At 60.6% G+C, this 18,707-nt stretch carries 23 protein-coding genes; 12 read left to right on the top strand and 11 right to left on the bottom strand.

Annotated elements, in window-relative coordinates; translation table 11 throughout:
* Window positions 1–6: 6 nt before the first annotated feature.
* Window positions 7–975: a KpsF/GutQ family sugar-phosphate isomerase gene (locus tag GOW72_RS15955; RefSeq protein ID WP_170343142.1), complete on the bottom strand. Its 969-nt coding sequence runs from the start codon at window positions 973–975 to the stop codon at window positions 7–9.
* The gene (locus tag GOW72_RS15950) at window positions 972–1,586 is read right to left on the bottom strand and encodes a ribonuclease D (RefSeq protein ID WP_170343143.1); all 615 of its coding nucleotides are present in this window, start codon (window positions 1,584–1,586) and stop codon (window positions 972–974) included. The genes GOW72_RS15955 and GOW72_RS15950 overlap by 4 nt, the downstream gene beginning before the upstream one ends.
* Before the next feature lie 132 nt (window positions 1,587–1,718).
* Here GOW72_RS15950 and GOW72_RS15945 point away from each other — a divergent pair, with 132 nt between their 5' ends.
* The 8 genes from GOW72_RS15945 (at window position 1,719) to GOW72_RS15910 (ending at window position 8,883) form a co-directional block, all read left to right on the top strand.
* Entirely contained in the window at window positions 1,719–1,973 is a 255-nt protein-coding gene (locus GOW72_RS15945; RefSeq protein WP_170342441.1) for a metal-sensing transcriptional repressor, read from the top strand.
* On the top strand, window positions 1,973–3,292 hold the full coding sequence (locus GOW72_RS15940; RefSeq protein WP_170367532.1) for an MFS transporter: 1,320 nt from the start codon (window positions 1,973–1,975) through the stop codon (window positions 3,290–3,292). The genes GOW72_RS15945 and GOW72_RS15940 overlap by 1 nt, the downstream gene beginning before the upstream one ends.
* Window positions 3,293–3,348: 56 nt before the next feature.
* A complete protein-coding gene (locus GOW72_RS15935; RefSeq protein WP_093963783.1) occupies window positions 3,349–3,777 on the top strand; it encodes an Lrp/AsnC family transcriptional regulator in 429 nt (142 codons plus the stop codon).
* Between the two features lie 72 nt (window positions 3,778–3,849).
* A complete protein-coding gene (locus GOW72_RS15930; protein WP_170367531.1) occupies window positions 3,850–4,554 on the top strand; it encodes a lytic transglycosylase domain-containing protein in 705 nt (234 codons plus the stop codon).
* A gap of 63 nt (window positions 4,555–4,617) precedes the next feature.
* Window positions 4,618–6,645 (top strand): flagellar biosynthesis protein FlhA, encoded by a 2,028-nt coding sequence (gene flhA, locus GOW72_RS15925; protein ID WP_217358184.1) that lies wholly within the window; start codon window positions 4,618–4,620, stop codon window positions 6,643–6,645.
* Window positions 6,642–7,415: a flagellar biosynthetic protein FliR gene (locus tag GOW72_RS15920; RefSeq protein ID WP_170367529.1), complete on the top strand. Its 774-nt coding sequence runs from the start codon at window positions 6,642–6,644 to the stop codon at window positions 7,413–7,415. The genes flhA and GOW72_RS15920 overlap by 4 nt, the downstream gene beginning before the upstream one ends.
* Window positions 7,412–8,500, top strand: a complete 1,089-nt coding sequence (gene flhB / locus GOW72_RS15915; protein ID WP_170367528.1) for a flagellar type III secretion system protein FlhB — start codon at window positions 7,412–7,414, stop codon at window positions 8,498–8,500. Before GOW72_RS15920 ends, flhB begins: the two co-directional genes overlap by 4 nt.
* Window positions 8,497–8,883, top strand: a complete 387-nt coding sequence (locus tag GOW72_RS15910) for a hypothetical protein (protein ID WP_174819821.1) — start codon at window positions 8,497–8,499, stop codon at window positions 8,881–8,883. Before flhB ends, GOW72_RS15910 begins: the two co-directional genes overlap by 4 nt.
* Before the next feature lie 29 nt (window positions 8,884–8,912).
* Here GOW72_RS15910 and GOW72_RS15905 read toward each other — a convergent pair whose 3' ends face one another.
* Genes GOW72_RS15905 through GOW72_RS15865 form a run of 9 tightly spaced genes read right to left on the bottom strand, consistent with a single transcriptional unit; the run spans window position 8,913 to window position 13,476 of the window.
* Window positions 8,913–9,431, bottom strand: coding sequence for a flagellar basal body-associated FliL family protein (locus GOW72_RS15905; RefSeq protein ID WP_170360344.1), 519 nt, complete (start codon window positions 9,429–9,431; stop codon window positions 8,913–8,915).
* Window positions 9,432–9,443: 12 nt separating this feature from the next.
* Window positions 9,444–10,172: a flagellar basal body L-ring protein FlgH gene (gene flgH / locus GOW72_RS15900; protein ID WP_170367527.1), complete on the bottom strand. Its 729-nt coding sequence runs from the start codon at window positions 10,170–10,172 to the stop codon at window positions 9,444–9,446.
* Window positions 10,173–10,174: 2 nt separating this feature from the next.
* Window positions 10,175–10,591, bottom strand: a complete 417-nt coding sequence (gene flgA / locus GOW72_RS15895; RefSeq protein WP_170359890.1) for a flagellar basal body P-ring formation chaperone FlgA — start codon at window positions 10,589–10,591, stop codon at window positions 10,175–10,177.
* On the bottom strand, window positions 10,591–11,376 hold the full coding sequence (gene flgG / locus GOW72_RS15890; RefSeq protein WP_170343153.1) for a flagellar basal-body rod protein FlgG: 786 nt from the start codon (window positions 11,374–11,376) through the stop codon (window positions 10,591–10,593). Before flgG ends, flgA begins: the two co-directional genes overlap by 1 nt.
* 24 nt (window positions 11,377–11,400) lie before the next feature.
* The gene (locus GOW72_RS15885; protein WP_170359886.1) at window positions 11,401–12,111 is read right to left on the bottom strand and encodes a flagellar hook-basal body complex protein; all 711 of its coding nucleotides are present in this window, start codon (window positions 12,109–12,111) and stop codon (window positions 11,401–11,403) included.
* Window positions 12,111–12,383 carry a flagellar biosynthetic protein FliQ gene (locus GOW72_RS15880; protein ID WP_093963653.1) on the bottom strand — a complete coding sequence of 91 codons (273 nt, stop codon included), beginning with the start codon at window positions 12,381–12,383 and terminating at the stop codon, window positions 12,111–12,113. Before GOW72_RS15880 ends, GOW72_RS15885 begins: the two co-directional genes overlap by 1 nt.
* A 3-nt stretch (window positions 12,384–12,386) precedes the next feature.
* Entirely contained in the window at window positions 12,387–12,677 is a 291-nt protein-coding gene (gene fliE / locus GOW72_RS15875; protein WP_170367526.1) for a flagellar hook-basal body complex protein FliE, read from the bottom strand.
* A 12-nt stretch (window positions 12,678–12,689) separates the two neighbouring features.
* Window positions 12,690–13,076: a flagellar basal body rod protein FlgC gene (gene flgC, locus GOW72_RS15870; RefSeq protein WP_170367525.1), complete on the bottom strand. Its 387-nt coding sequence runs from the start codon at window positions 13,074–13,076 to the stop codon at window positions 12,690–12,692.
* Between the two features lie 10 nt (window positions 13,077–13,086).
* Window positions 13,087–13,476, bottom strand: coding sequence for a FlgB family protein (locus GOW72_RS15865; protein WP_170367772.1), 390 nt, complete (start codon window positions 13,474–13,476; stop codon window positions 13,087–13,089).
* Window positions 13,477–13,563: 87 nt separating this feature from the next.
* On the opposite strand from GOW72_RS15865, the gene GOW72_RS15860 reads away from it, so the two are divergent.
* The 4 genes from GOW72_RS15860 to flgK all read left to right on the top strand — a co-directional run bounded on the left by GOW72_RS15860 (window position 13,564) and on the right by flgK (window position 18,705).
* The gene (locus GOW72_RS15860) at window positions 13,564–14,901 is read left to right on the top strand and encodes a FliI/YscN family ATPase (protein ID WP_170367524.1); all 1,338 of its coding nucleotides are present in this window, start codon (window positions 13,564–13,566) and stop codon (window positions 14,899–14,901) included.
* Window positions 14,902–14,994: 93 nt separating this feature from the next.
* The gene (locus GOW72_RS15855) at window positions 14,995–15,834 is read left to right on the top strand and encodes a flagellar motor protein MotB (RefSeq protein ID WP_170367523.1); all 840 of its coding nucleotides are present in this window, start codon (window positions 14,995–14,997) and stop codon (window positions 15,832–15,834) included.
* 97 nt (window positions 15,835–15,931) lie between these two features.
* Window positions 15,932–17,227 carry a flagellar hook protein FlgE gene (locus tag GOW72_RS15850; protein ID WP_170343156.1) on the top strand — a complete coding sequence of 432 codons (1,296 nt, stop codon included), beginning with the start codon at window positions 15,932–15,934 and terminating at the stop codon, window positions 17,225–17,227.
* A 32-nt stretch (window positions 17,228–17,259) separates the two neighbouring features.
* Window positions 17,260–18,705, top strand: coding sequence for a flagellar hook-associated protein FlgK (gene flgK, locus GOW72_RS15845; protein ID WP_170367522.1), 1,446 nt, complete (start codon window positions 17,260–17,262; stop codon window positions 18,703–18,705).
* Window positions 18,706–18,707 lie beyond the last annotated feature (2 nt).

Raw genomic sequence — 18,707 nt, 5'->3', positions numbered from 1 at the left:
CTCCTGTCAGCCCAGCCCGACGCGCAGGCAATCGTGAATATGCAGAAGGCCCTGCGCCAATCCCGGCTGTTCGGGGTCGACGACGAACAACGAGGTGATCTTGCGCCCGTTCATGATCGCCACGGCTTCTTCGGCCAGCGACTCCGGTGCGATCGTGGTCGGATTGCGGGTCATGACCTGAGCGGCGGTATTGTTCAGCAGCCCCTCCATGTGGCGCCGCAGGTCGCCGTCGGTGATGATGCCGGCAAGCTTGCCATCCGCGTCCGTCACCCCGACCACGCCAAAGCCTTTCTGGCTGATCTCGATCAACGCGTCGCTCATCGGTGTGTCGGCAGAAACCAGCGGCACCGCATCGCCACTGTGCATCAGATCGCGTACGGCGCTCAGCTGCGCGCCCAGTTTGCCGCCCGGATGGAAGGCGCGGAAATCCTCTGGTTTGAAGTCACGATATTTCATCAGCGCAATCGCCAGCGCATCGCCCATGGCCAGCGTCAGCGTGGTCGAAATCGACGGCACCATCCCATAACCGCAAGCCTCGCCCAGAGAGGGGATCAGCAAATGCACGTCCGCCTGTTTCATCAACGAGCTTTCGGGCTTGCTGGACAGGCCGATTAAAGGGATGCCGAACCGCCGGGTAAAGGCCAGAAGATTGGCCAGTTCCGGCGCCTCGCCCGAATTGGAGATCGCCAGAACCACGTCTCCTTTCGACACCATCCCCAGATCGCCGTGGCTGGCCTCGGCCGGATGAACGAAATAGGCCGGCGTACCGGTGCTGGCCAGGGTTGCGGCGATCTTGTGACCGATGTGTCCAGACTTGCCGATGCCGCTGATGATGATCCGCCCTGTGGCCTGCAGGATCAGCTGAACGGCTTCGGCAAACCGGTCGTCAAGGCTGTCGGCCAAAACATCCAACGCCCGGGCTTCGTCGGTGATTACCTGACGGGCAACCTTCAGAAAGGATTCATTGTCTGTCATGAGTGCGCAAAAATATCCGTTTCAGGCCATCCGGCCAGATCCAGTCTGGCACGCATCGGCAGGAAGTCAAAACAGGCCTGCGCCATCTCGGTGCGCCCTTCACGCGCCAGCCGCGCGTTCAAGGCATCACGCAAACGGTGCAGATACAGGACGTCGGAGGCCGCATAATCCAGTTGGGCCTCGGTCAGGGTCTCCGCACCCCAGTCGCTCATCTGTTGCTGTTTCGAGATATCGACGCCCAGCAACTCCTGACACAGGTTCTTGAGTCCATGACGATCGGTATAGGTGCGCACAAGGCGGCTGGCGATCTTGGTGCAATATACCGGAGCGGCCAACGCCCCGAAGGCATGATACATCGCGGCAATGTCGAACCGCCCGAAATGAAACAGCTTCAGCACATCCGGGTTTTCCAGCATGGCACTCAGGTTCGGCGCCGAGGTTTGGCCCTTTTCGACCTGCACGATATGGCAATCGCCGTCACCCCCGGACATCTGAATCACGCACAGGCGATCCCGGTGCGGGTTGAGACCCATGGTCTCACAATCAATGGCCACGATCGGGCCCAGATCCAGCCCATCGGGCAGGTCGTTCTTGTACAGATGGTTCGCCACACGTGCTTCCTTCGTTCGGTATCGTCCCCGAAATAGGGTGTTTGGCCTGCAAACTCAACGCCATCCGGACCGATGCCACGATTGATCTCCGGCCGGCTTGATGCATCCTCATGGGGGGGATAGGGTTAATACATGACCCCTCACAAGCATTCAACACACCCGCAGATCATCGCGCGCCTGAAACGCGCACATGGGCATCTGGCCAAGGTCATCGCCATGCTGGACGACCAAGAGCCCTGTCCGGATATCGCTCAGCAGCTTTTCGCCGTGGAAAAGGCGATCACGAATGCCAAGCGGACACTGATCCATGATCATGTCGACCATTGCCTGGCTTCGGGCGACGCCGACTCGGTCGACGCCTTCAAGACCATCACCAAATACCTGTGATGCTGAGCGTTTTGCAAAACCGGGTCTATCGTCACCTGCTTGCGGCGCAAATCGTGGCCTTGACGGGCACCGGTCTTGCCACGGTGGCCCTGGGGCTTCTGGCCTACGATCTGGCCGGAAGCTCTGCGGCCCTGGTTCTGGGTACGGCACTGACGATAAAGATGGTTGCCTATGTTACGGTCGCACCGGTGGCGGCGGCCATTGCGGAACGGCTAAACCGGCGAAAACTGCTTGTGACGCTGGACCTCATCCGCGCCGCAGTGGCGCTGTGCCTGCCGTTCGTGACCGACATCTGGCAGGTCTACGTTCTGATTTTCGTTCTGCAATCTGCCTCAGCCGGGTTCACCCCGGCGTTTCAGGCCACGATACCAGACGTTCTGACCGACCAGCAGGACTATACCAAGGCGCTGTCGCTGTCGCGCCTGGCCTATGATCTGGAAAGTCTGGTGAGCCCGATGCTGGCCGCGTTCCTGCTTATCTTCGTCAGCTTCGACAGCCTGTTTCTGGGGACAAGCCTCGGCTTTGTCGCCTCGGCCTTGTTGGTCATGTCGGTCGCCCTTCCCTCACCCACGCCCGTCCGGCCGCGCGGGATCTTCGACCGCACGACCCGCGGTCTGCGGATTTATCTGGCCACACCACGCCTGCGGGGATTGCTGGCTTTGAACTGGAGCGCCGCAGCGCTCAGCGCGATGGTCCTGGTCAACACCGTCGTCATCGTGCGTGCAAGCCTGGGGTTGTCCGACAGTGCCGTGGCCATCGCGCTGGCCGGATTCGGCAGCGGGTCCATGCTGGCGGCATTTGCCTTGCCGGCGGTTTTGCGGCGGTTCGAGGACCGCAAAGTGATGCTGGCGGGTGCGACAATTGCCACCGCGGCCATGGCGTTTGCTGCGATCCTGTCTGCAGCTGTACCCATGAGCCTTGCCGGGCTGTCCGCAATCTGGACACTGGTCGGCTTCGGATACTCGGCAACCCTGACCCCGTCGGGGCGCCTGCTGACCCGGTCGGCCCACGCCGAAGACCGCCCGGCCGTCTTCGCCGCCCAATTCACCCTGTCGCATGCCTGCTGGTTGGTTCTCTACCCGCTGGCCGGATGGGTCATGACAGCGTTCGGTGCGACAGTGGCCATGGCTTTGTTGACCGTTGTGTCACTGTGCGGTCTGGTCGGAGCTCTGTTGGCATGGCCTCGCGCCGAGCCGGGCGCGGTCATCCACCAGCATCCGGACCTGCCGGTCGACCATCCGCACCTGTCCGGATCGGCAGAGCACGCCCACCCGATCATCATCGACGACCTTCACCCCCGTTACCCGCATCAGCCTTGAGCGCAGGCGCCAAACTGGCATACACCCGAACCATCCCTTCGGAGCACGGAGCATAGATGGACCAGCTTGATCGCCGCATCATTGCCGCGCTGCAACACAATGCGCGCGCCTCGACCACCCATATCGCGGCAACGCTCGGGGTGGCCCGGACTACGGTGCATGAACGTATCAGCCGGATGGAGAGAAACGGTGTGATCGCCGGATATTCGGTGATCCTGCGCCAGGCCGAGGACACGCCCAAGGTCCAGGTCGTTGTCCTGCTGGAGGTACAGCAGAAAGAAACCGCCCGCATTATCAAGCGGCTGGAAGCCTATCCAGAGGTCAAGCTGTGCCTGTCGATCAATGGAGAATTCGATCTGTTGCTGTCCGCCGAAGCGCCGCGGATCGAGGATCTGGACATTCTGGTTGATGAGCTAGCGGCGATCCCGGGAGTGCTGCGGACCAACACCAGCGTTGTGTTCGGCCGCCGCATCGATCGGGGCTGAGGTCCCGATAACCCTCTGTAAACCCAAAACTGGCTAGCTTGGCCCGGACACAAGAATCCCCGGACCGGCAGAATGCCAGAGCTCAAGTTTTTCATCTCGATCGCCGTTTGGCTGGCCGCCGCCGCGCCTGCTGCCCTAGCATGGTCGGATGGCCACGCGACTGAAGTTTGCGACCGGGCCGCGCGCCGGGCGGCAATGGCCGGAGGTGTGCCGCAGGATATCCTGTTGGCCGTCACCCGAACCGAGACCGGGCGCAAGATGAAGGGCCGCCTGACACCCTGGCCCTGGACCGTCAATGTCGAGGGCAAAGGGTACTGGTTCGCCACCGAGACCGAGGCCAAGGCCTTTGTCTTCGACGTGTTCAAAGCGGGTGCGCGCAGTTTTGATATTGGCTGTTTCCAGATCAACTACCGCTGGCATGGCAAAGCCTTCCGGTCCATAGACGCTATGTTTGATCCGGATCTGAACGCAGCCTACGCGGCGCAGTTCCTGAAGTCGCTTTTTACTGAACAGGGTTCGTGGGGGCATGCGGTTGGCGCCTATCACTCGCGTACGCCCGGCCTTGCACAGGCGTATACGGACCGATTTGAAACCATCCTGGCCAATCTCGACGGCGTGCGGCTGGCGCAACCGGGACCCCCGGGCCGCGATCCTTGTTCCCGGGCGGCCGCGCCTTTGATCCCGCCCGGTCGTGGCCGAACCGGGACGGGCCGCTTGGGCTCATTGGTTCCCTCCTCCGCCGCTGCTGCTGCGTTCATCGCGTTCGATCAGGAGTGACGCGTGCCAAAGCTTGACGCCCGATCCCTGTTTTCACCCACCGTTCTACTGGCGTTGGCCTTGATGACGGTGATCGTCATGATGATCCTGCCAATGCCATCCTGGGTGCTGGACATTGGCCTTGCGGCCTCGTTCGCGCTGGCCATCCTGATTTTCACCCTGACCCTGTTCATCGAGCGACCGTTGGATTTCTCGTCCTTTCCAACGATCCTGCTGGCTTCGCTGATGCTGCGCCTGTCGCTCAACGTGTCGTCGACAAAGCTGATCATCGGGCAGGGTCATACCGGGCCCAACGCCGCCGGTGACGTCATCGAGGGCTTTGCCCAATTCGTCATGAGCGGCAGCATCTTCCTGGGCCTCGTGGTGTTCGGCGTGCTGCTGATCGTGAATTTCATGGTGATTACCAAAGGTGCGGCGCGCATGGCCGAGGTCGGGGCCCGCTTTGCCCTTGACGGTATGCCGGGCAAACAGCTTGCCATCGACAGCGACATGTCTGCCGGCGCCATCGACCATCAGCAAGCCAAGGAACGGCGCGAGCTTGAGCAACAGGAAACCACCTTTTTCGGGTCGCTGGACGGGGCATCCAAATTCGTCAAGGGCGATGCAATTGCCGGGCTGCTGATTACCCTGCTCAACTTGGTGATGGGGTTGATCATGGGGGTGATCGTGCACAGTATGCCGGTCGCCTCGGCGTTTGAAACCTATGCGATCCTGACCGTTGGTGACGGGTTGGTCACGCAGATACCGGCGGTCATCATCTCTATCGCATCCGCCCTGTTGCTGGCCCGCGGTGGTACGCAGGGTGCAACCGATACTGCCTTGTTCTCGCAACTGGGGCGTCATCCGGCTGCGCTGGCAACCGTTGCGATCCTGATGGTGCTGTTTGCGCTGGTGCCCGGGCTGCCTTTTCTGCCGTTCATTCTCGGCGGCGTGATCCTGGGTTATGCGGCCTTTGTTGTTCACAAAAAACAATCAGCTGCCACAGAGTCGGCACATATGCCGGCTTCGGACGCCGAGCCCAAGGCAACACAAGGCATCGGAGACGTCCTTGACCTCGACGACGTTCACCTCGAATTTGCCCCGGATCTGGTCAGCATGGTGTTGAACCCCGGCACCGGATTGGACGCTCGGATCGCCAACATGCGGACCTACGTCGCGTCGAGCTTTGGATTGATCCTGCCGGAGATCCGGCTGACAGACCGGGCCGACTTGCCGACGGGCACTTACGTCATTCGTGTTCAGGGCGTCGAACAGGCCCGGGGGGTGCTTCACCCCGACCTGATCCTGGCACTGGTGCAGGACGGGCTGGACCTGTTGCCGGAAGGCAATGACGTCACCGAACCGGTCTACGGCGCACCCGCCCGATGGATCCTGCCCAAGGATCAAGAGGCCGCCGCCCTGAGCGGTGCAACCATCGTAACCCCGCCCGAGATTCTGGCCACCCATCTGCTGGAAATCATCAAGCAGAACTTCCCGCGCCTGCTGACCCTGAAATCCCTGCGTCGGCTCCTGTCCGAGATGACCCGCCTCAGCGACCCGGTCCGGGCCGAGGCGAACCGAAAGCTGCTGGATGAGCTGATCCCCGACAAGGTTCCGATCGACACCTTGCACGCGGTTTTGAGGCTGCTGCTAGAAGAACGGGTTTCGATCCGCAACATGGCGCTGATCCTGGAAAGCGTGGCCGAAGCGCGGATGACCACGACGCAGCCTGAGGCGATCTGCGAGATCGTGCGCCAGCGACTGGGTTTTCAGCTGGTGGCGGACCTGAAGCGTGGCGACGGCTCGATTCCCCTGATCCAGTTGGCGCCGGAATGGGAGGAGACCTTCTCCACCTACCAGATCGACACTCCGAATGCTGGATTGGATGTGGCGCTGCCCCCCAATCTGTTCAACAAACTGGCCGATGGCGTCGTCACGACGATAACACGCAGCGCGGATCAGGGTGTGTTCCCGGCGTTGGTAACCTCGACGCGGCGGCGCAGGTTGCTGCGTACCATCATACACGCGCGGGGAATTTCGAATCCTGTCCTGTCGTTCGAGGAAATTGGGCTCGAAGCGCGGCCGGCTCTGGTCGGAACGGTGCCGGCGTGATTGAGCTGCCGCCGGACTTGCTGGCTCAGCTGGGAGGCGTGCTGTGGTCCTCATTTGTGGTTTTTCTCAGGGTTTCAGCGCTGGTTTCCCTGCTACCAGCTTTCGGGGAGCGCAGCATTCCAACCCGCGTAAAGCTGGGGGTCGCAATGGCATTCACGCTGGTCGTCGCGCCGTCGGTTTCCGTTGCCGAGCCCGACAGTGGCCTGATGCCGCTGGTTCAATTGATACTGACCGAAATCCTGATCGGCCTGACCTTGGGGATCGGACTTCGGCTACTGGTACTCGCCCTTCAAACCGCCGGGTCGATGGCCGCGCAAGCCACGTCGTTATCGCAGATCCTGGGTGGCGCCGCTGCGGACCCGGCCCCGGCGATGGGTCATTTCTTGACCCTGTCCGGGTTGGCCCTTGCCACACTGATGGGCGTTCACATCCGGGCGGCCCAATTCCTGATCGACAGCTATTCACTATTCCCGGTGGGTGCCGCCCCGATGGCGACCGATCTGTCACGTTGGGGGGTGTCGCAGGTATCGCGCAGCTTTGCATTGGCCTTTGGGCTGGCCATGCCGTTTGTCATTGCATCATTGATCTACAACCTGGCCCTGGGTGTCATCAACCGGGCCATGCCTCAACTGATGGTCGCCTTTGTGGGCGCGCCGGCAATCACCTTTGCCGGTTTGTTCCTTTTGTTCGCGGGAACGCCGATCATCCTTGCGGTTTGGTCTGACGTCCTGTTCCAGTACTTGCTTGATCCGACCGGAGCACCGGAATGAGCAGCACAGACGACGACACTGACAAGTCCTTCGAGGCGACACCACAGAAACTGCAGAAGGCTCGGGAAAAGGGTGAGATCGTCAAGTCAAATGACCTGTCCGCCGTTGCCGCCTATTCCGGCCTGACAATCGCTCTTTTGGCGGTCGGACAGTTTTCGACCGAACATTTGGGATCATCCCTGATGGTTCTGATTGATCAGGCCCCGGAACTGTCACGGTTGTTGACGTCTGGCAGCGCGGCTGCACCGGTCGGCGGGCTGATGGAAAAGGTTGCCGGTTCCGCGGGTATTTTGTTGGCGGTTCCAGCGGCGTTTGTGTTGCTGAACCTCTTGGCACAGCGCGCCCTGGTGTTTGCCCCAAGCAAACTGACGCCGAAGATATCCCGCATTTCAATCCCATCCAATGCCAAGAACAAGTTCGGTCGTGCCGGACTTTTTGAGTTCCTCAAAAGCTTCATCAAGCTGGTGATCTACAGCATCTGCCTTGCCGTGTTTTTGAAATCCAACCTGGCGGACATCCTGACGGCTGCAGCCAGCCCCGCACGAGCCTCCATCCCGCTGATGATGAACCTACTGTTTCGGTTCCTGTTCATCGTCGTCGCCGTCACGCTGACCATCGGGGTCATCGACTACCTGTGGCAGTATTCCGAGCACATGCGTAAAAATCGAATGTCGCGCAAAGAACTGCAGGACGAGACGAAGGACTCGGAAGGCGATCCGCATGTCAAACAGCAGAGACGCCAGCGCGCGCAAGAGATTGCGACCAACCAGATGATGGCCGAGGTTCCAAAGGCCGACGTGGTCATCGTCAACCCCACCCATTTTGCAGTGGCATTGAAATGGACCCGCGCCCGTGGAACCGCACCCGTCTGCGTCGCAAAGGGCGTTGACGAAGTTGCCGCGACAATCCGCCGAACAGCGATGGAGTCAGGAGTTCCGATTCATTCGGATCCGCCGACGGCGCGAGCCCTGCATGCGACCGTCGAAATCGGAAAGGAGATAACGGAAGACCTGTATCGTCCGGTCGCGGCCGCCATCCGATTTGCCGAAGCCATGCGAAAACGCGCGAAGGGAACGGTCGGATGACACGCACGAAACTAGGGGATCTAGCGGCGGTCACGGCGGCTTCATTCGAAAGAGAGTTTCAGAAACTGAAACCGATACTTGAGGCCGAAAGCCGCATTCAGGCACAGATCAGCGCACTGAACGCGCAGGTCGCCCAAACGGCGTCGGACGCCGCGCAAACCCCTGGGTACCAGATCGCTGGCGCGGACGTCTTGTGGCACGGGTGGGAGTCCAGAACCCGGCGTGACCTCAACACTGAATTGGCGCGCGTCAGATCCCGGAAACTGGCAATGATGGAGGACCTTCGCCAAGCATTCGGCCGCAAGCAGGCGGTTGAGACGTTGCAGCGCGATCAAGAAACCGCGCTGCGCATTGCACGCGCCAGGAAACTGATGAACCAGTAAACCGAAAGCTGAAGCCCGCCCTTTTGGCGTCAGGTGCCCTGGCGGCTCACGCTCATGATCAAAACACGGGACACGTCATCGCCAAGGTCCTTTCGGGCAACCTCCAACAGAGACCTTCGCAGCACCTCAAGATTGTCCGATTGCGTGAATTCGCCGTCGAACCCACCAATATTCGCGTGATCAAACAGCACTTGAAGAAACCCGTCCCGCAGTTTCGGTTCGATTTTGTAGAACTCCTCCGAGATGCCCGGCCGGGTTTCCAGGCTCAGCGACATGGTCACCAGAGCAGAGATTTCGTTTTCTTCGACGACCGGAACGACGAACTGTTTGGTCAACTTGAGATACTCATAGGGACCAGCCTTGCCCGATGTCTCACTATGGCCGGAGGTTTTGTTCGCCTTGTCTGCCTTGGCGGTCTCCTCGGCGTGAGGCTCCGGTGCTTTGGCATCGGCCACGGTTTCCGCTGGTCCCGGTGTCAAAAATAGCCCAGCCGCAGCGCCGGCCCCGAGACCTGCAATCAAAAAGAGAACGGGGAGCAGTTTCTTCATCATTTGAACACCTTAGAACGGCAACAGCGCGTCCAGCACCTGTTGCCCGTATCGTGGCTGCTGAACATCCGTGATCTGGCCGCGGCCGCCATAGGACACCCGTGCAGACGCAATCTTGTCGTAGGTAATCTCGTTCTGGCGCGAGATGTCCTGCGGACGCACATAGCCAGACACCAGCAGCTCGCGAAGTTCGAAATTCACCCTCAGTTCCTGTGTTCCGGAAATCGACAGGACGCCGTTCGGCAGGACATCGATCACCGTTGCGGCGACGCGCAGTGTCAGCTTTTCCTTGCGTTTCACCGACCCCTTGCCCTTGCTGACTGACGCGGAATCGATCGAAACCGCCTCGTCCAGTGACGCACCATCTGGCAGGTGTTTCGCTGCGCGCTGGGGCAATCCCAAGAGGCCGGGAACCTTGAGATCTTCCGAGCTGCCGCGCGACCGGTTTGTATCGTTCGAGATTTCGGCCTTTTCATCAAGCTCGATCACGACAGTCAGAATATCGCCCTTCTTGATGGCGCGCTGATCACCCAGCAGAGACTGCTGACCCCCACTCCACAGAGACGCGCCGTCCACGGCGCGCTGAGATTGAGTGTGCAACGGCAAACCCGGCCACAACATCGCCACGTGTTCCGGAGTTTCCGTAGTTGGCGACAGGCTGGGCGGTTTGCCCAGATGGTCCAAACGCCCGCAGGCGGAAAGGGACAGGATGGCCAGCAACAGGGATCTGGACAGTTTCATGATCAAAATACCTCGATTTGGCCGTCGGAACGGATTTTTCCGGTTACCGTCGTTCGTGACGACAGGTTCATGACTCGGATGCGATCACCGGCGGCTCCGCGGCCCAGCGCGCGCCCTTCGACCGCGATGGACAGTCCGCCTTTCACGAAGACAAGCGTCACCAGATCGTTCCGATCGACCAGGGCGGGAGGGCCGACACTTGCCATCAGAATTGGCCGACCGGGATACAGAGCGGTCTTGGCTTCCTGCCCGATCAGGTCTGCAGGATCATTTACCGCGCCGGGTGCCTCACCGGATTTCAACTGAAGATCAGCGGATCCAATGATCTCCTTGGCCCGGATCGTTCTGGTTGGCACGACTATGTCAGCAAAGGCGGCAACCGGAAGAAGCCACAGGGATATGAAGCCCACGACCCGCATCAGCGCACCTGTGTCGTCGCGCCCATCATCTGGTCGACGGCCGAAATCACCTTGGCATTCATTTCATAGCCGCGCTGCGCCTCGATCAGATCGGTCACCTCACGTACCGCATCAACCGAGCTGTCTTCCAAATAGCCTTGACGCAGCATTCCGAGCCCGTCCTCGCCTGGAGTGCCCACGATCGGAGCGCCCGAAGCCTCGGTTTCCTTGAACAGGTTGCTGCCGATGGCCTCGAGGCCCTTGGCATTGGAAAAGCTGGCCAGCGTGAATTCCCCCAGCAGTTGCCCTTCCGCGGTGTCGTCAAAATAGGCGTAGACCTCGCCGGACGCGTTAATGGAAATCGACCGCGCGTCGTCCGGGATGGTTATTTCGGGGGCGACCGCAAACCCGTCCGACGTGACGATGAGGCCTTCGGCCGATCGCTTCAGACTGCCGTCACGGGTATAGGCCGACTGGCCGTTTGGCAGAACCACCTCGAGATATCCGCGCCCTTCGATCGCGATGTCCAGGTCACTGCCCGTCGCGGACAACGCGCCTTGGGCCAACTCGACGGTCACGGCCGCGGGACGAACACCCAGACCAAGCTGTATTCCCGTCGGCAGGACAGTCCCGTCCGCGGCGTTCACCGTGCCGGCGCGAGCCATCTGCTGATAGTGCAGATCCGCAAATTCAGCCCGCCGGGCGTTGTAGCCCGTGGTCGACATGTTCGCCAGGTTGTTCGAGATCGTCTCGACCCGCATTTGTTGCGCCGCCATTCCAGTCGCGGCAATTTTCAGGGCTCGCATTTCGGTTTCTCCTGCAGTTTCAGATCAGCGCATCAAGGTCTTCAAGGCGCCGCGGACCCTTTCATCTTCGGCGTCCAGAAAACTCTGCCCCAGTTCGTAGGCACGCTGGATTTCGATCAGCCGGCCCACTTGGCCGATGGCGTTGACGTTCGAACCCTCCAGAAACCGGTTGAGAACCACCGGTCGCTCGACCGGCTCGACCTCGCCTTCCGGTTTGAACAGGGTGCTGCCTTCCCGCGCCAACTCGGTGCCTTCAGCGGGCTGAACCACCCCGATCTGCCCCAAAGCCTGTCCATTCACGCTGAGCGTCCCGTCGCCGCCCACATCAATTGTTGCTGCGTCCGGTGGGATGAATACTGGGGCCCCGTTGCTGTCCAGCACACGGTGCCCATCCATCGTAACCAGATCGCCATTGGCGTCCGGTGAAAAGCTACCCGCCCGGGTCAGACGGTTGCCGGACGGAGTTTCAACCAAGAAAAACCCACTGCCTTCGATTGCAAAATCGAATTGCCCACCGGTTTCCGTCAACACGCCCTGTGCAAAAGACGTGTTGCGCGCCTGAGCACGGCTCATGGACAGAGAGGGGCTGCCGGGAAGGTCCCTCACAAACTCGGAAAACACCAAACCCTGCTGGCGGTAACCCGTCGTGTGCGCATTGGCGATATTGTTCGCGACCAGACGCATTTCGTTCATCAGCCCGGTTTGACGGGACAGGGTGACGTAGGCTGTATCCATCAGCGACCTCCTGCAATCAGCGGAACCAGTGTCGAGGTGAAGAATGTGACCAGCGTCTGCGTCATGAAGCCCATCGAGACCCAGAACACGATGACGATGGCCACCAACTTGGGAACGAAGGTCAGGGTCATCTCCTGGATGGATGTCAGGGCCTGGAACAGGCCCACGGCCAAACCCGTGACCAGCGCGACCGTCAGAATCGGAACTGACGTGATCACGGCAATCCAAAGGGCCTGACGTACGACGTCATAGAACAGACCTTCGCTGAGCATCGTTCAGACCGGCATCCGCAGAATTTCCTGGTAGGCCTCAACGACCTTGTTGCGCACCACAACCGCTGTTTCGACCGCAAGCTCGGTCTGGGCCAGTGCCTGCACGAGGGCATGTGGGTCGGCCTGACCAATCATGGCCGCATTGGCGACCTCTTCGCTGTGTTTCAGGGTTGCCGCAAAGTCCTGAAAAGTTGCGCGTAGCCCTTGTGCCGCGCCATTTGCTCCCGGATCCGCTTGGGTGGCCGGGCGGGCATGCGCATAGCTCTGAGCCGCGGTGATCGATCGGATATCCATTCTGGCTTTCCTTTATTTTCTCAACAATTCCATGAGGCTGGCCGACATCTGTCGGGTCTGGTCGAACATCTTGAGGTTTGCTTCGTAACTGCGTTGCGCCTCACGCGCGTCGGCGATCTCGACCATAAGATCGACATTGGACCCTGCGTAGTATCCGCTGGCGTCCGCCATCGGGTGACTGGGATCATAGATCCGGGGCAACGCCCGCCGGTCCAGCCTGACCCGACCGGCCTGAACCAGATCAGTGCCGTCCTTCTGCACCGTCTCGAAAGGAACCGATTTGCGCCGGTAACCCGGAGTATCCGCGTTCGAGATGTTTTCCGAAACATGGCGTAGGCGCGCAGCCTCCGCCCGCAGCGCGCTGGCGGTGACGGCAAGGGACTTGGAGAAATCGCTCATGACGGCCTCCTCACGCCTTGCCCAGACTGGTACGCAGGATCCCGATCGAGGACTTGTAGATGGCCAGCGCGCGCTCATGCTGTCGCTTGACCTCGACCGCATTCAGCATTTCTTCTTCAAGCGAAACACCATTGCCATTGGGATCGACGGCGCCGCCGCGCATATGTTCGGCCCAAGTCATCCCCCCCGGCCCGACGCCGTTCAAATGACCTTCGCGGGTCGCGCTCATTGCGCTGGTGGCACTGGATTTTTCAAAGGCTTCCGCGAAAGGCTCAATATCGCGAGCCAGGTAGCCGGGCGTATCCGCATTGGCCATGTTGCGCGAGATGACGGCCTGCCGTTGTCCGGCGTGGGTTGCCAGGGCGTACGCAACTTTAAAAACGTTCAGGTCCGAGAACATCGGGGCTTCTCCCTCGATCAATTTCAATCAAGGCTTAACCCCGATTCCTTTAGAAACCGTTTTCAGAAACCAATTGGAGCCGACGCCATGTCCGACCTCGATCCCTCGATTCTGAAGTACCAGTTCGAACGGCTTTCTCCAGTGCGGCACATGGGTCTGGTCGCGGGTGTTTCCGGTGGGGTGATCGAGGTCGAAGGGCTGGCGGAACACGCGCGCATCGGCGACCATCTGATTTTGCGGCGACGCGACGACCAGCCCTTGGCTGGCGAAGTGTTGCAGGTCGAGGCCGGAGCCGTTCACATGCTGCCTGGCGCAGCCCCTGACGGCGTTCGCCTGGGGGACAGGGTCTATCTTGAGCCGACTCCGGTTTTTGCACCCGGTTTGCATTGGCTTGGTCGCGTGGTCGATCCGTTCGGCAAACCGCTGGACGGCAAACCGCTTCTGCCCGGGACGCAGGCCCGCAACGTGATGTCCGCGCCCCCCCGGGCCGTCGACCGCAAACCGCTGGGAGACCGTATGGCCACCGGGTTGGCGATTTTGAACACCCTGCTTCCGATCGTCCGGGGGCAGCGTGTCGGCCTTTTTGCGGGGTCGGGTGTGGGAAAATCAAGTTTGCTGGCAACGCTGGCCAGATCCATGCAAGCCGATGCAGTGGTCGTCGCGCTGGTGGGCGAACGCGGGCGCGAAGTGAATGAATTCGTCGAGACGGCGTTGGGCGCCGAAGGTATGGGGCGCTCGATCGTGGTTGCGGCCACGTCCGACCAATCAGCTCTGGCCCGCCGGCGCTGCGCCTGGTCTGCGATGACAGCGGCCGAGTTTTTGCGGGATCAGGGTCTGAGCGTTCTGTTCCTGTGCGACTCTGTCACCCGGTTCGCCGAGGCGCATCGCGAGATCGCCGTCGCCATGGGTGAGGCCCCGTCCCTGCGGGGTTTTCCGCCTTCGGTCACACCGATGATCGCCGGCCTTTGTGAACGCGCCGGCCCGGGAACCGCCGATCAGGGCGACATCACCGCCGTGTTCAGCGTTCTGGTCGCGGGTTCGGACATGGATGAACCGGTGGCCGACATCCTGCGCGGCGTTCTTGACGGGCATATCGTGCTAAGTCGCGAGATCGCCGAGCGAGGGCGCTTTCCAGCCATCGCGCTCAGCCGTTCGGTCTCGCGCTCTTTACCGGCTGCGGCGACACCCGAGGAAAACAAGCTGATCACCGAAGCCCGCCGGTTGGTCGGAAGCTACGAGCAGTCCGAAGTGATGATCAAGGCGGGTCTGTACACGCCGGGCACGGACCCGCTCCTGGATCAGGCGGTTCGCATCCATGACGAGCTTGATGGCTTTTTCGGCAAACTCGATCCGGACGGAGTCCAGAACAGTTTCAACCGCCTTTCGGTCATCCTGCGCCGGGCCAGCGCCGGGATGGTCCAATGATGGGTCGGCAAAGGTCTGAACAGTTTTAGATATTAAGCCGCCCTTAATCCCCGCGCTGTTAATCCAATGGGTGGGTGAAAAAGGGTGGTTTAGATGGGTGCGCAGTCAAATGCGGCGCCGATCATCATCAAGAAGAAGCGCGTTTCGGGTGGCGATGGCCATCACGGCGGCGCCTGGAAGGTCGCTTATGCGGACTTCGTGACGGCCATGATGGCGTTCTTCATGTTGATGTGGCTGCTGAACGCAACGACCGAAAAGCAACGCAAGGGTTTGGCGGACTACTTCTCTCCGACAATTCCGATCAATCCCGTTTCCGGCGGGGGCGACGGGGCCTTTGGGGGCGACAATATGTTCTCGGAGAAAACCATAGTGATGGACGGCTCGGGAGCGACGAACAAGAACCCGACCGAGGCCAAACGCGCACGGGGATCGACCGGTGTGGATGCCGATGGCGGCGGGCGCGGCGCGTTCGAAGACTTCTCGTCTCTCGAGGCTCGGCTGCTGGGGCGCTCCGGCGAAAGCATGGTGTCCCAAAAGGCCTTGAAGCATATTGTCACTCGAGTGACGGACGAGGGTCTGATCGTCGAGCTGTTCGATACCGAAGATGAGCCGTTGTTCGAGAGAGGTTCCGATTCTCCAACGCAGATGATGCGTGCACTGGTACTGCTGGTTGCACGTTCATCGGACATGGTGATGAATTCCATCTCGGTCGAGGGTCACGTGCATTCCTCTCCGGTGGTTCTGGCCCGAAATCCGTCGTGGGATCTGTCGACTTCGCGCGCGCAGGTGGTACGGCAGATGCTTCAGGACAAGGGGGTCGGCGCCAAACGGCTTGAACGGGTCACGGGTCATGCCGATCGCAAGCTGGCGGTGAAAAACCCGATGGCGGCCCGCAACAACCGGATCGAGATCGTGTTTCTGCGCAATCCCTGAGATCGGAGGATATCTGGCATTTTACTTGTTAGCGCGCTGTTAAGGCCCAGCGCGTTAGCTGTTGCGGGAACGATTTACGCAACAGAAGGGCGTGCCGATGACAATTTCCTCTTCGCTGAATGCCGGTGTGGCCAGCTTGAAGGCCAACGCGAACAGGTTGGCGACCATATCGGACAATATCGCCAACTCTTCGACCTACGGTTACAAGCGGGTTGAGACGGATTTTCATTCGATGGTGACGTCGGGCCAGGGCGGAAGCTATTCGGCGGGCGGCGTCCGGACCACCAGCCAGCGACTGATCGATCAGCGTGGCTCGCTGGTTACCACCAACAACTCAACCGACCTGGCCGTGCGCGGCCGGGGCATGCTGCCGGTTCGCCCAAGTTCCCAGATTGGAACCGATTCAAACGAAATGCTTCTGACCACCACCGGATCCTTCCGAACCAATGCGGAAGGGTATCTGGTTACCGAGTCCGGACTTGTGCTGCTGGGCTGGCCCGCCAACGCCGATGGGTCCATTCCCAACGTTTCGCGCGACACACCCGCAGCGTTGCAGCCGGTTCAACTCAGCGTCAATCAATTGTCCGGCTCGCCGACCACCGCAATGAACCTGCGCATGAACCTGCCCGCCACGGCCACCGATGCCGGCGCACCTGGTGACACGCAGCCCTTGTCCGTCGAATATTTCGACAATTTGGGCAAACCCGAGAATGTCGATATCGAGCTTGTCCCGACGGTGCCGGCCGCCGGGTCCAGCAACGAATGGACGATGATCTTGCGCGACTCCGCTTCGGGCGGTGCCGTGATCGGTGAATATACGCTGACATTTACGGACAGCAGAACCGCAGGCGGTACCCTTGCAAGTGTGACCACCGTGTCCGGTGGCACCTATGATCCGACCACCGGCAGCTTTGTCGTCAACGTCGCCGGCGGCCCGATGGAGGTCAATATCGGTCTGATCGGTGACAGCGATGGAATCACTCAACTGTCCGACACGTTTGCGCCGGTTTCGATCACCCGGGACGGATCCGCAGTCGGGACCATGTCCAGCGTTCAGGTCGATGAAAACGGATACGTCTACGCGCTGTATGACACGGGCGTCACCCGTCGGATGTACCAGATACCGCTGGCGGACGTCCCCAACCCGAATGGGCTGACCGCACTCGACAGCCAGACATATGCGCCGTCTCGCGACAGTGGAACTTATTTCCTGTGGGATGCCGGCGAAGGTCCGACGGGCGAATTGATTTCCTTCGCGCGCGAAGAGTCGACGACCGACGTTGCGACTGAACTGACGTCGATGATCCAAACCCAGCGCGCCTATTCGTCAAGCGCAAAGGTAATCCAGACAGTCGACGAGATGTTGCAGGAAACAACCAACATCAAGCGCTGATCTGAACCTGCAAAGCGGAAAGGAACGGCCTCATGAGCATGTCAACGGCCCTGAATAACGCGCTGGGTGGGCTGGGCGCGGCAAGCCGCGGCGCCGCCGTCGTCTCGGGCAACATAGCCAATGCGCTGACGCCCGGCTACGCCAAGCGGACGTTGGAGCTGACCACCAACTCTATTTCCGGCAACGGCGTCAGGGTCGTGGGAATCACCCGCCATCAAGATCCTGTTCTGATGGCGAACCTGCGCGCGGCAACGGCGGATAACGCGGCGGCCTCGGCAATCTCGGAGTTTTACTCGCAATTCGAAGCATTGGTCGGTACCCCCGATGACGGCAGATCGATCGCGGTATCTTTGAGCGCATTCGAGAACAGCTTGATCACGGCCGCAAGCAATCCCGGCTCGGTCGAGCGTCTGGATCTGGCGGCGCGCGCAGCTGGGGATCTGGTTGCCGATTTGAATAAGGCGTCCGACGGCCTCAGCAAGATGCGTTCTGACGCGGACCGAACAATCGGGACGTATGTCGAAACACTGAATACAAACCTGAAAGATATCGAAGCGTTGAATGCCAAGATCCCGGCTGTTGAGAACGCGGGCGGCGATATCAATGGGTTGCTGGATCAACGCCAGGTTCTCATTGACCAAGTCAACCAGCTGGTTCCGGTCAATGTCGTGGCGCGCGACAACAACCGCGTCTCGCTGTACTCCGACGGTGGGCTGATACTTCTAGAAGGATCAGCCGCAGAGTTCGCGTTCTCGGTCACCGGTAATACCAAACCGCACATGACCGTAGGAAACGGACTGCTGTCCGGGCTCGAACTCAATGGACGGCCAGTCCGCACATCCGGTGATTCCGCACATATCCGCGGCGGCGCTCTGGCAGCCCAGTTTGACATTCGCGACGTGTTGGCCATCGACGCGCATGAGGACCTGGACGCAGTTGCGCGCGATCTGATCGAACGGTTCGAAACTGCCGGCCTGGACCCGACCGCGATGCCGACTGATCCAGGCTTGTTCACCGATGCCGGTTCGCGTTTCGATGCCGCGGCGCCGGCGGGGCTCGCGTCCCGTCTTGAGCTCAACCCGATTGTCGATCCAGATGCCGGCGGCGACAGTTGGAAACTGCGCGCGGGGTTGGGAGCCGTTGCACCCAACGACCCCGGCGAGGCAACCCAGCTGCAGGCTTTTGGCGCCGTATTGACCACGCCGCGCCCTGCCCCAGCTTTCGGCACAGGGGCCCTGCGGGCCAGTGAGGTGTCGGCGGCGCTTTTGTCCAAAGCTGGCACAGCTGCCCATACCGCTCAATCACGCCAAAGCTACGCATCCAACGCGCAACTCCAAATGGAACAGTTAGTGGCCGAGCAAGGCGTGGACAGTGACACCGAATTGCAGCGCATGATGCAGATTGAACAGGCCTATGCCGCCAATGCGCGGATCGTCACCGTTGTCGACGAATTGATGGATTTGCTGCTGAGGATGTAACC

Origin of the sequence: Ruegeria arenilitoris (assembly GCF_013032855.1) — a bacterium.
In the GTDB taxonomy this organism is placed as follows: domain Bacteria; phylum Pseudomonadota; class Alphaproteobacteria; order Rhodobacterales; family Rhodobacteraceae; genus Ruegeria; species Ruegeria arenilitoris.
The sequence above is the reverse complement of the archived record's forward strand: the minus strand, read 5'-3'. Positions and strand labels throughout refer to the sequence as shown.

What these genes read in the sequence shown, in the direction of transcription:
- GOW72_RS15905 (WP_170360344.1), bottom strand. Translation starts at nt 9,431, where the DNA reads ATGAAGAAACTGCTCCCCGTTCTCTTTTTGATTGCAGGTCTCGGGGCC.
- GOW72_RS15930 (WP_170367531.1), top strand. Translation starts at nt 3,850, where the DNA reads ATGCCAGAGCTCAAGTTTTTCATCTCGATCGCCGTTTGGCTGGCCGCC.
- flgG (WP_170343153.1), bottom strand. Translation starts at nt 11,376, where the DNA reads ATGCGAGCCCTGAAAATTGCCGCGACTGGAATGGCGGCGCAACAAATG.
- fliE (WP_170367526.1), bottom strand. Translation starts at nt 12,677, where the DNA reads ATGGATATCCGATCGATCACCGCGGCTCAGAGCTATGCGCATGCCCGC.
- flgA (WP_170359890.1), bottom strand. Translation starts at nt 10,591, where the DNA reads ATGCGGGTCGTGGGCTTCATATCCCTGTGGCTTCTTCCGGTTGCCGCC.
- GOW72_RS15865 (WP_170367772.1), bottom strand. Translation starts at nt 13,476, where the DNA reads ATGTTCTCGGACCTGAACGTTTTTAAAGTTGCGTACGCCCTGGCAACC.
- flgK (WP_170367522.1), top strand. Translation starts at nt 17,260, where the DNA reads ATGAGCATGTCAACGGCCCTGAATAACGCGCTGGGTGGGCTGGGCGCG.
- GOW72_RS15880 (WP_093963653.1), bottom strand. Translation starts at nt 12,383, where the DNA reads ATGCTCAGCGAAGGTCTGTTCTATGACGTCGTACGTCAGGCCCTTTGG.
- GOW72_RS15935 (WP_093963783.1), top strand. Translation starts at nt 3,349, where the DNA reads ATGGACCAGCTTGATCGCCGCATCATTGCCGCGCTGCAACACAATGCG.
- GOW72_RS15855 (WP_170367523.1), top strand. Translation starts at nt 14,995, where the DNA reads ATGGGTGCGCAGTCAAATGCGGCGCCGATCATCATCAAGAAGAAGCGC.
- GOW72_RS15850 (WP_170343156.1), top strand. Translation starts at nt 15,932, where the DNA reads ATGACAATTTCCTCTTCGCTGAATGCCGGTGTGGCCAGCTTGAAGGCC.
- GOW72_RS15940 (WP_170367532.1), top strand. Translation starts at nt 1,973, where the DNA reads ATGCTGAGCGTTTTGCAAAACCGGGTCTATCGTCACCTGCTTGCGGCG.
- flhA (WP_217358184.1), top strand. Translation starts at nt 4,618, where the DNA reads ATGACGGTGATCGTCATGATGATCCTGCCAATGCCATCCTGGGTGCTG.
- GOW72_RS15885 (WP_170359886.1), bottom strand. Translation starts at nt 12,111, where the DNA reads ATGGATACAGCCTACGTCACCCTGTCCCGTCAAACCGGGCTGATGAAC.
- GOW72_RS15945 (WP_170342441.1), top strand. Translation starts at nt 1,719, where the DNA reads ATGACCCCTCACAAGCATTCAACACACCCGCAGATCATCGCGCGCCTG.
- GOW72_RS15910 (WP_174819821.1), top strand. Translation starts at nt 8,497, where the DNA reads ATGACACGCACGAAACTAGGGGATCTAGCGGCGGTCACGGCGGCTTCA.
- GOW72_RS15955 (WP_170343142.1), bottom strand. Translation starts at nt 975, where the DNA reads ATGACAGACAATGAATCCTTTCTGAAGGTTGCCCGTCAGGTAATCACC.
- flgC (WP_170367525.1), bottom strand. Translation starts at nt 13,076, where the DNA reads ATGAGCGATTTCTCCAAGTCCCTTGCCGTCACCGCCAGCGCGCTGCGG.
- flgH (WP_170367527.1), bottom strand. Translation starts at nt 10,172, where the DNA reads ATGAAACTGTCCAGATCCCTGTTGCTGGCCATCCTGTCCCTTTCCGCC.
- flhB (WP_170367528.1), top strand. Translation starts at nt 7,412, where the DNA reads ATGAGCAGCACAGACGACGACACTGACAAGTCCTTCGAGGCGACACCA.
- GOW72_RS15860 (WP_170367524.1), top strand. Translation starts at nt 13,564, where the DNA reads ATGTCCGACCTCGATCCCTCGATTCTGAAGTACCAGTTCGAACGGCTT.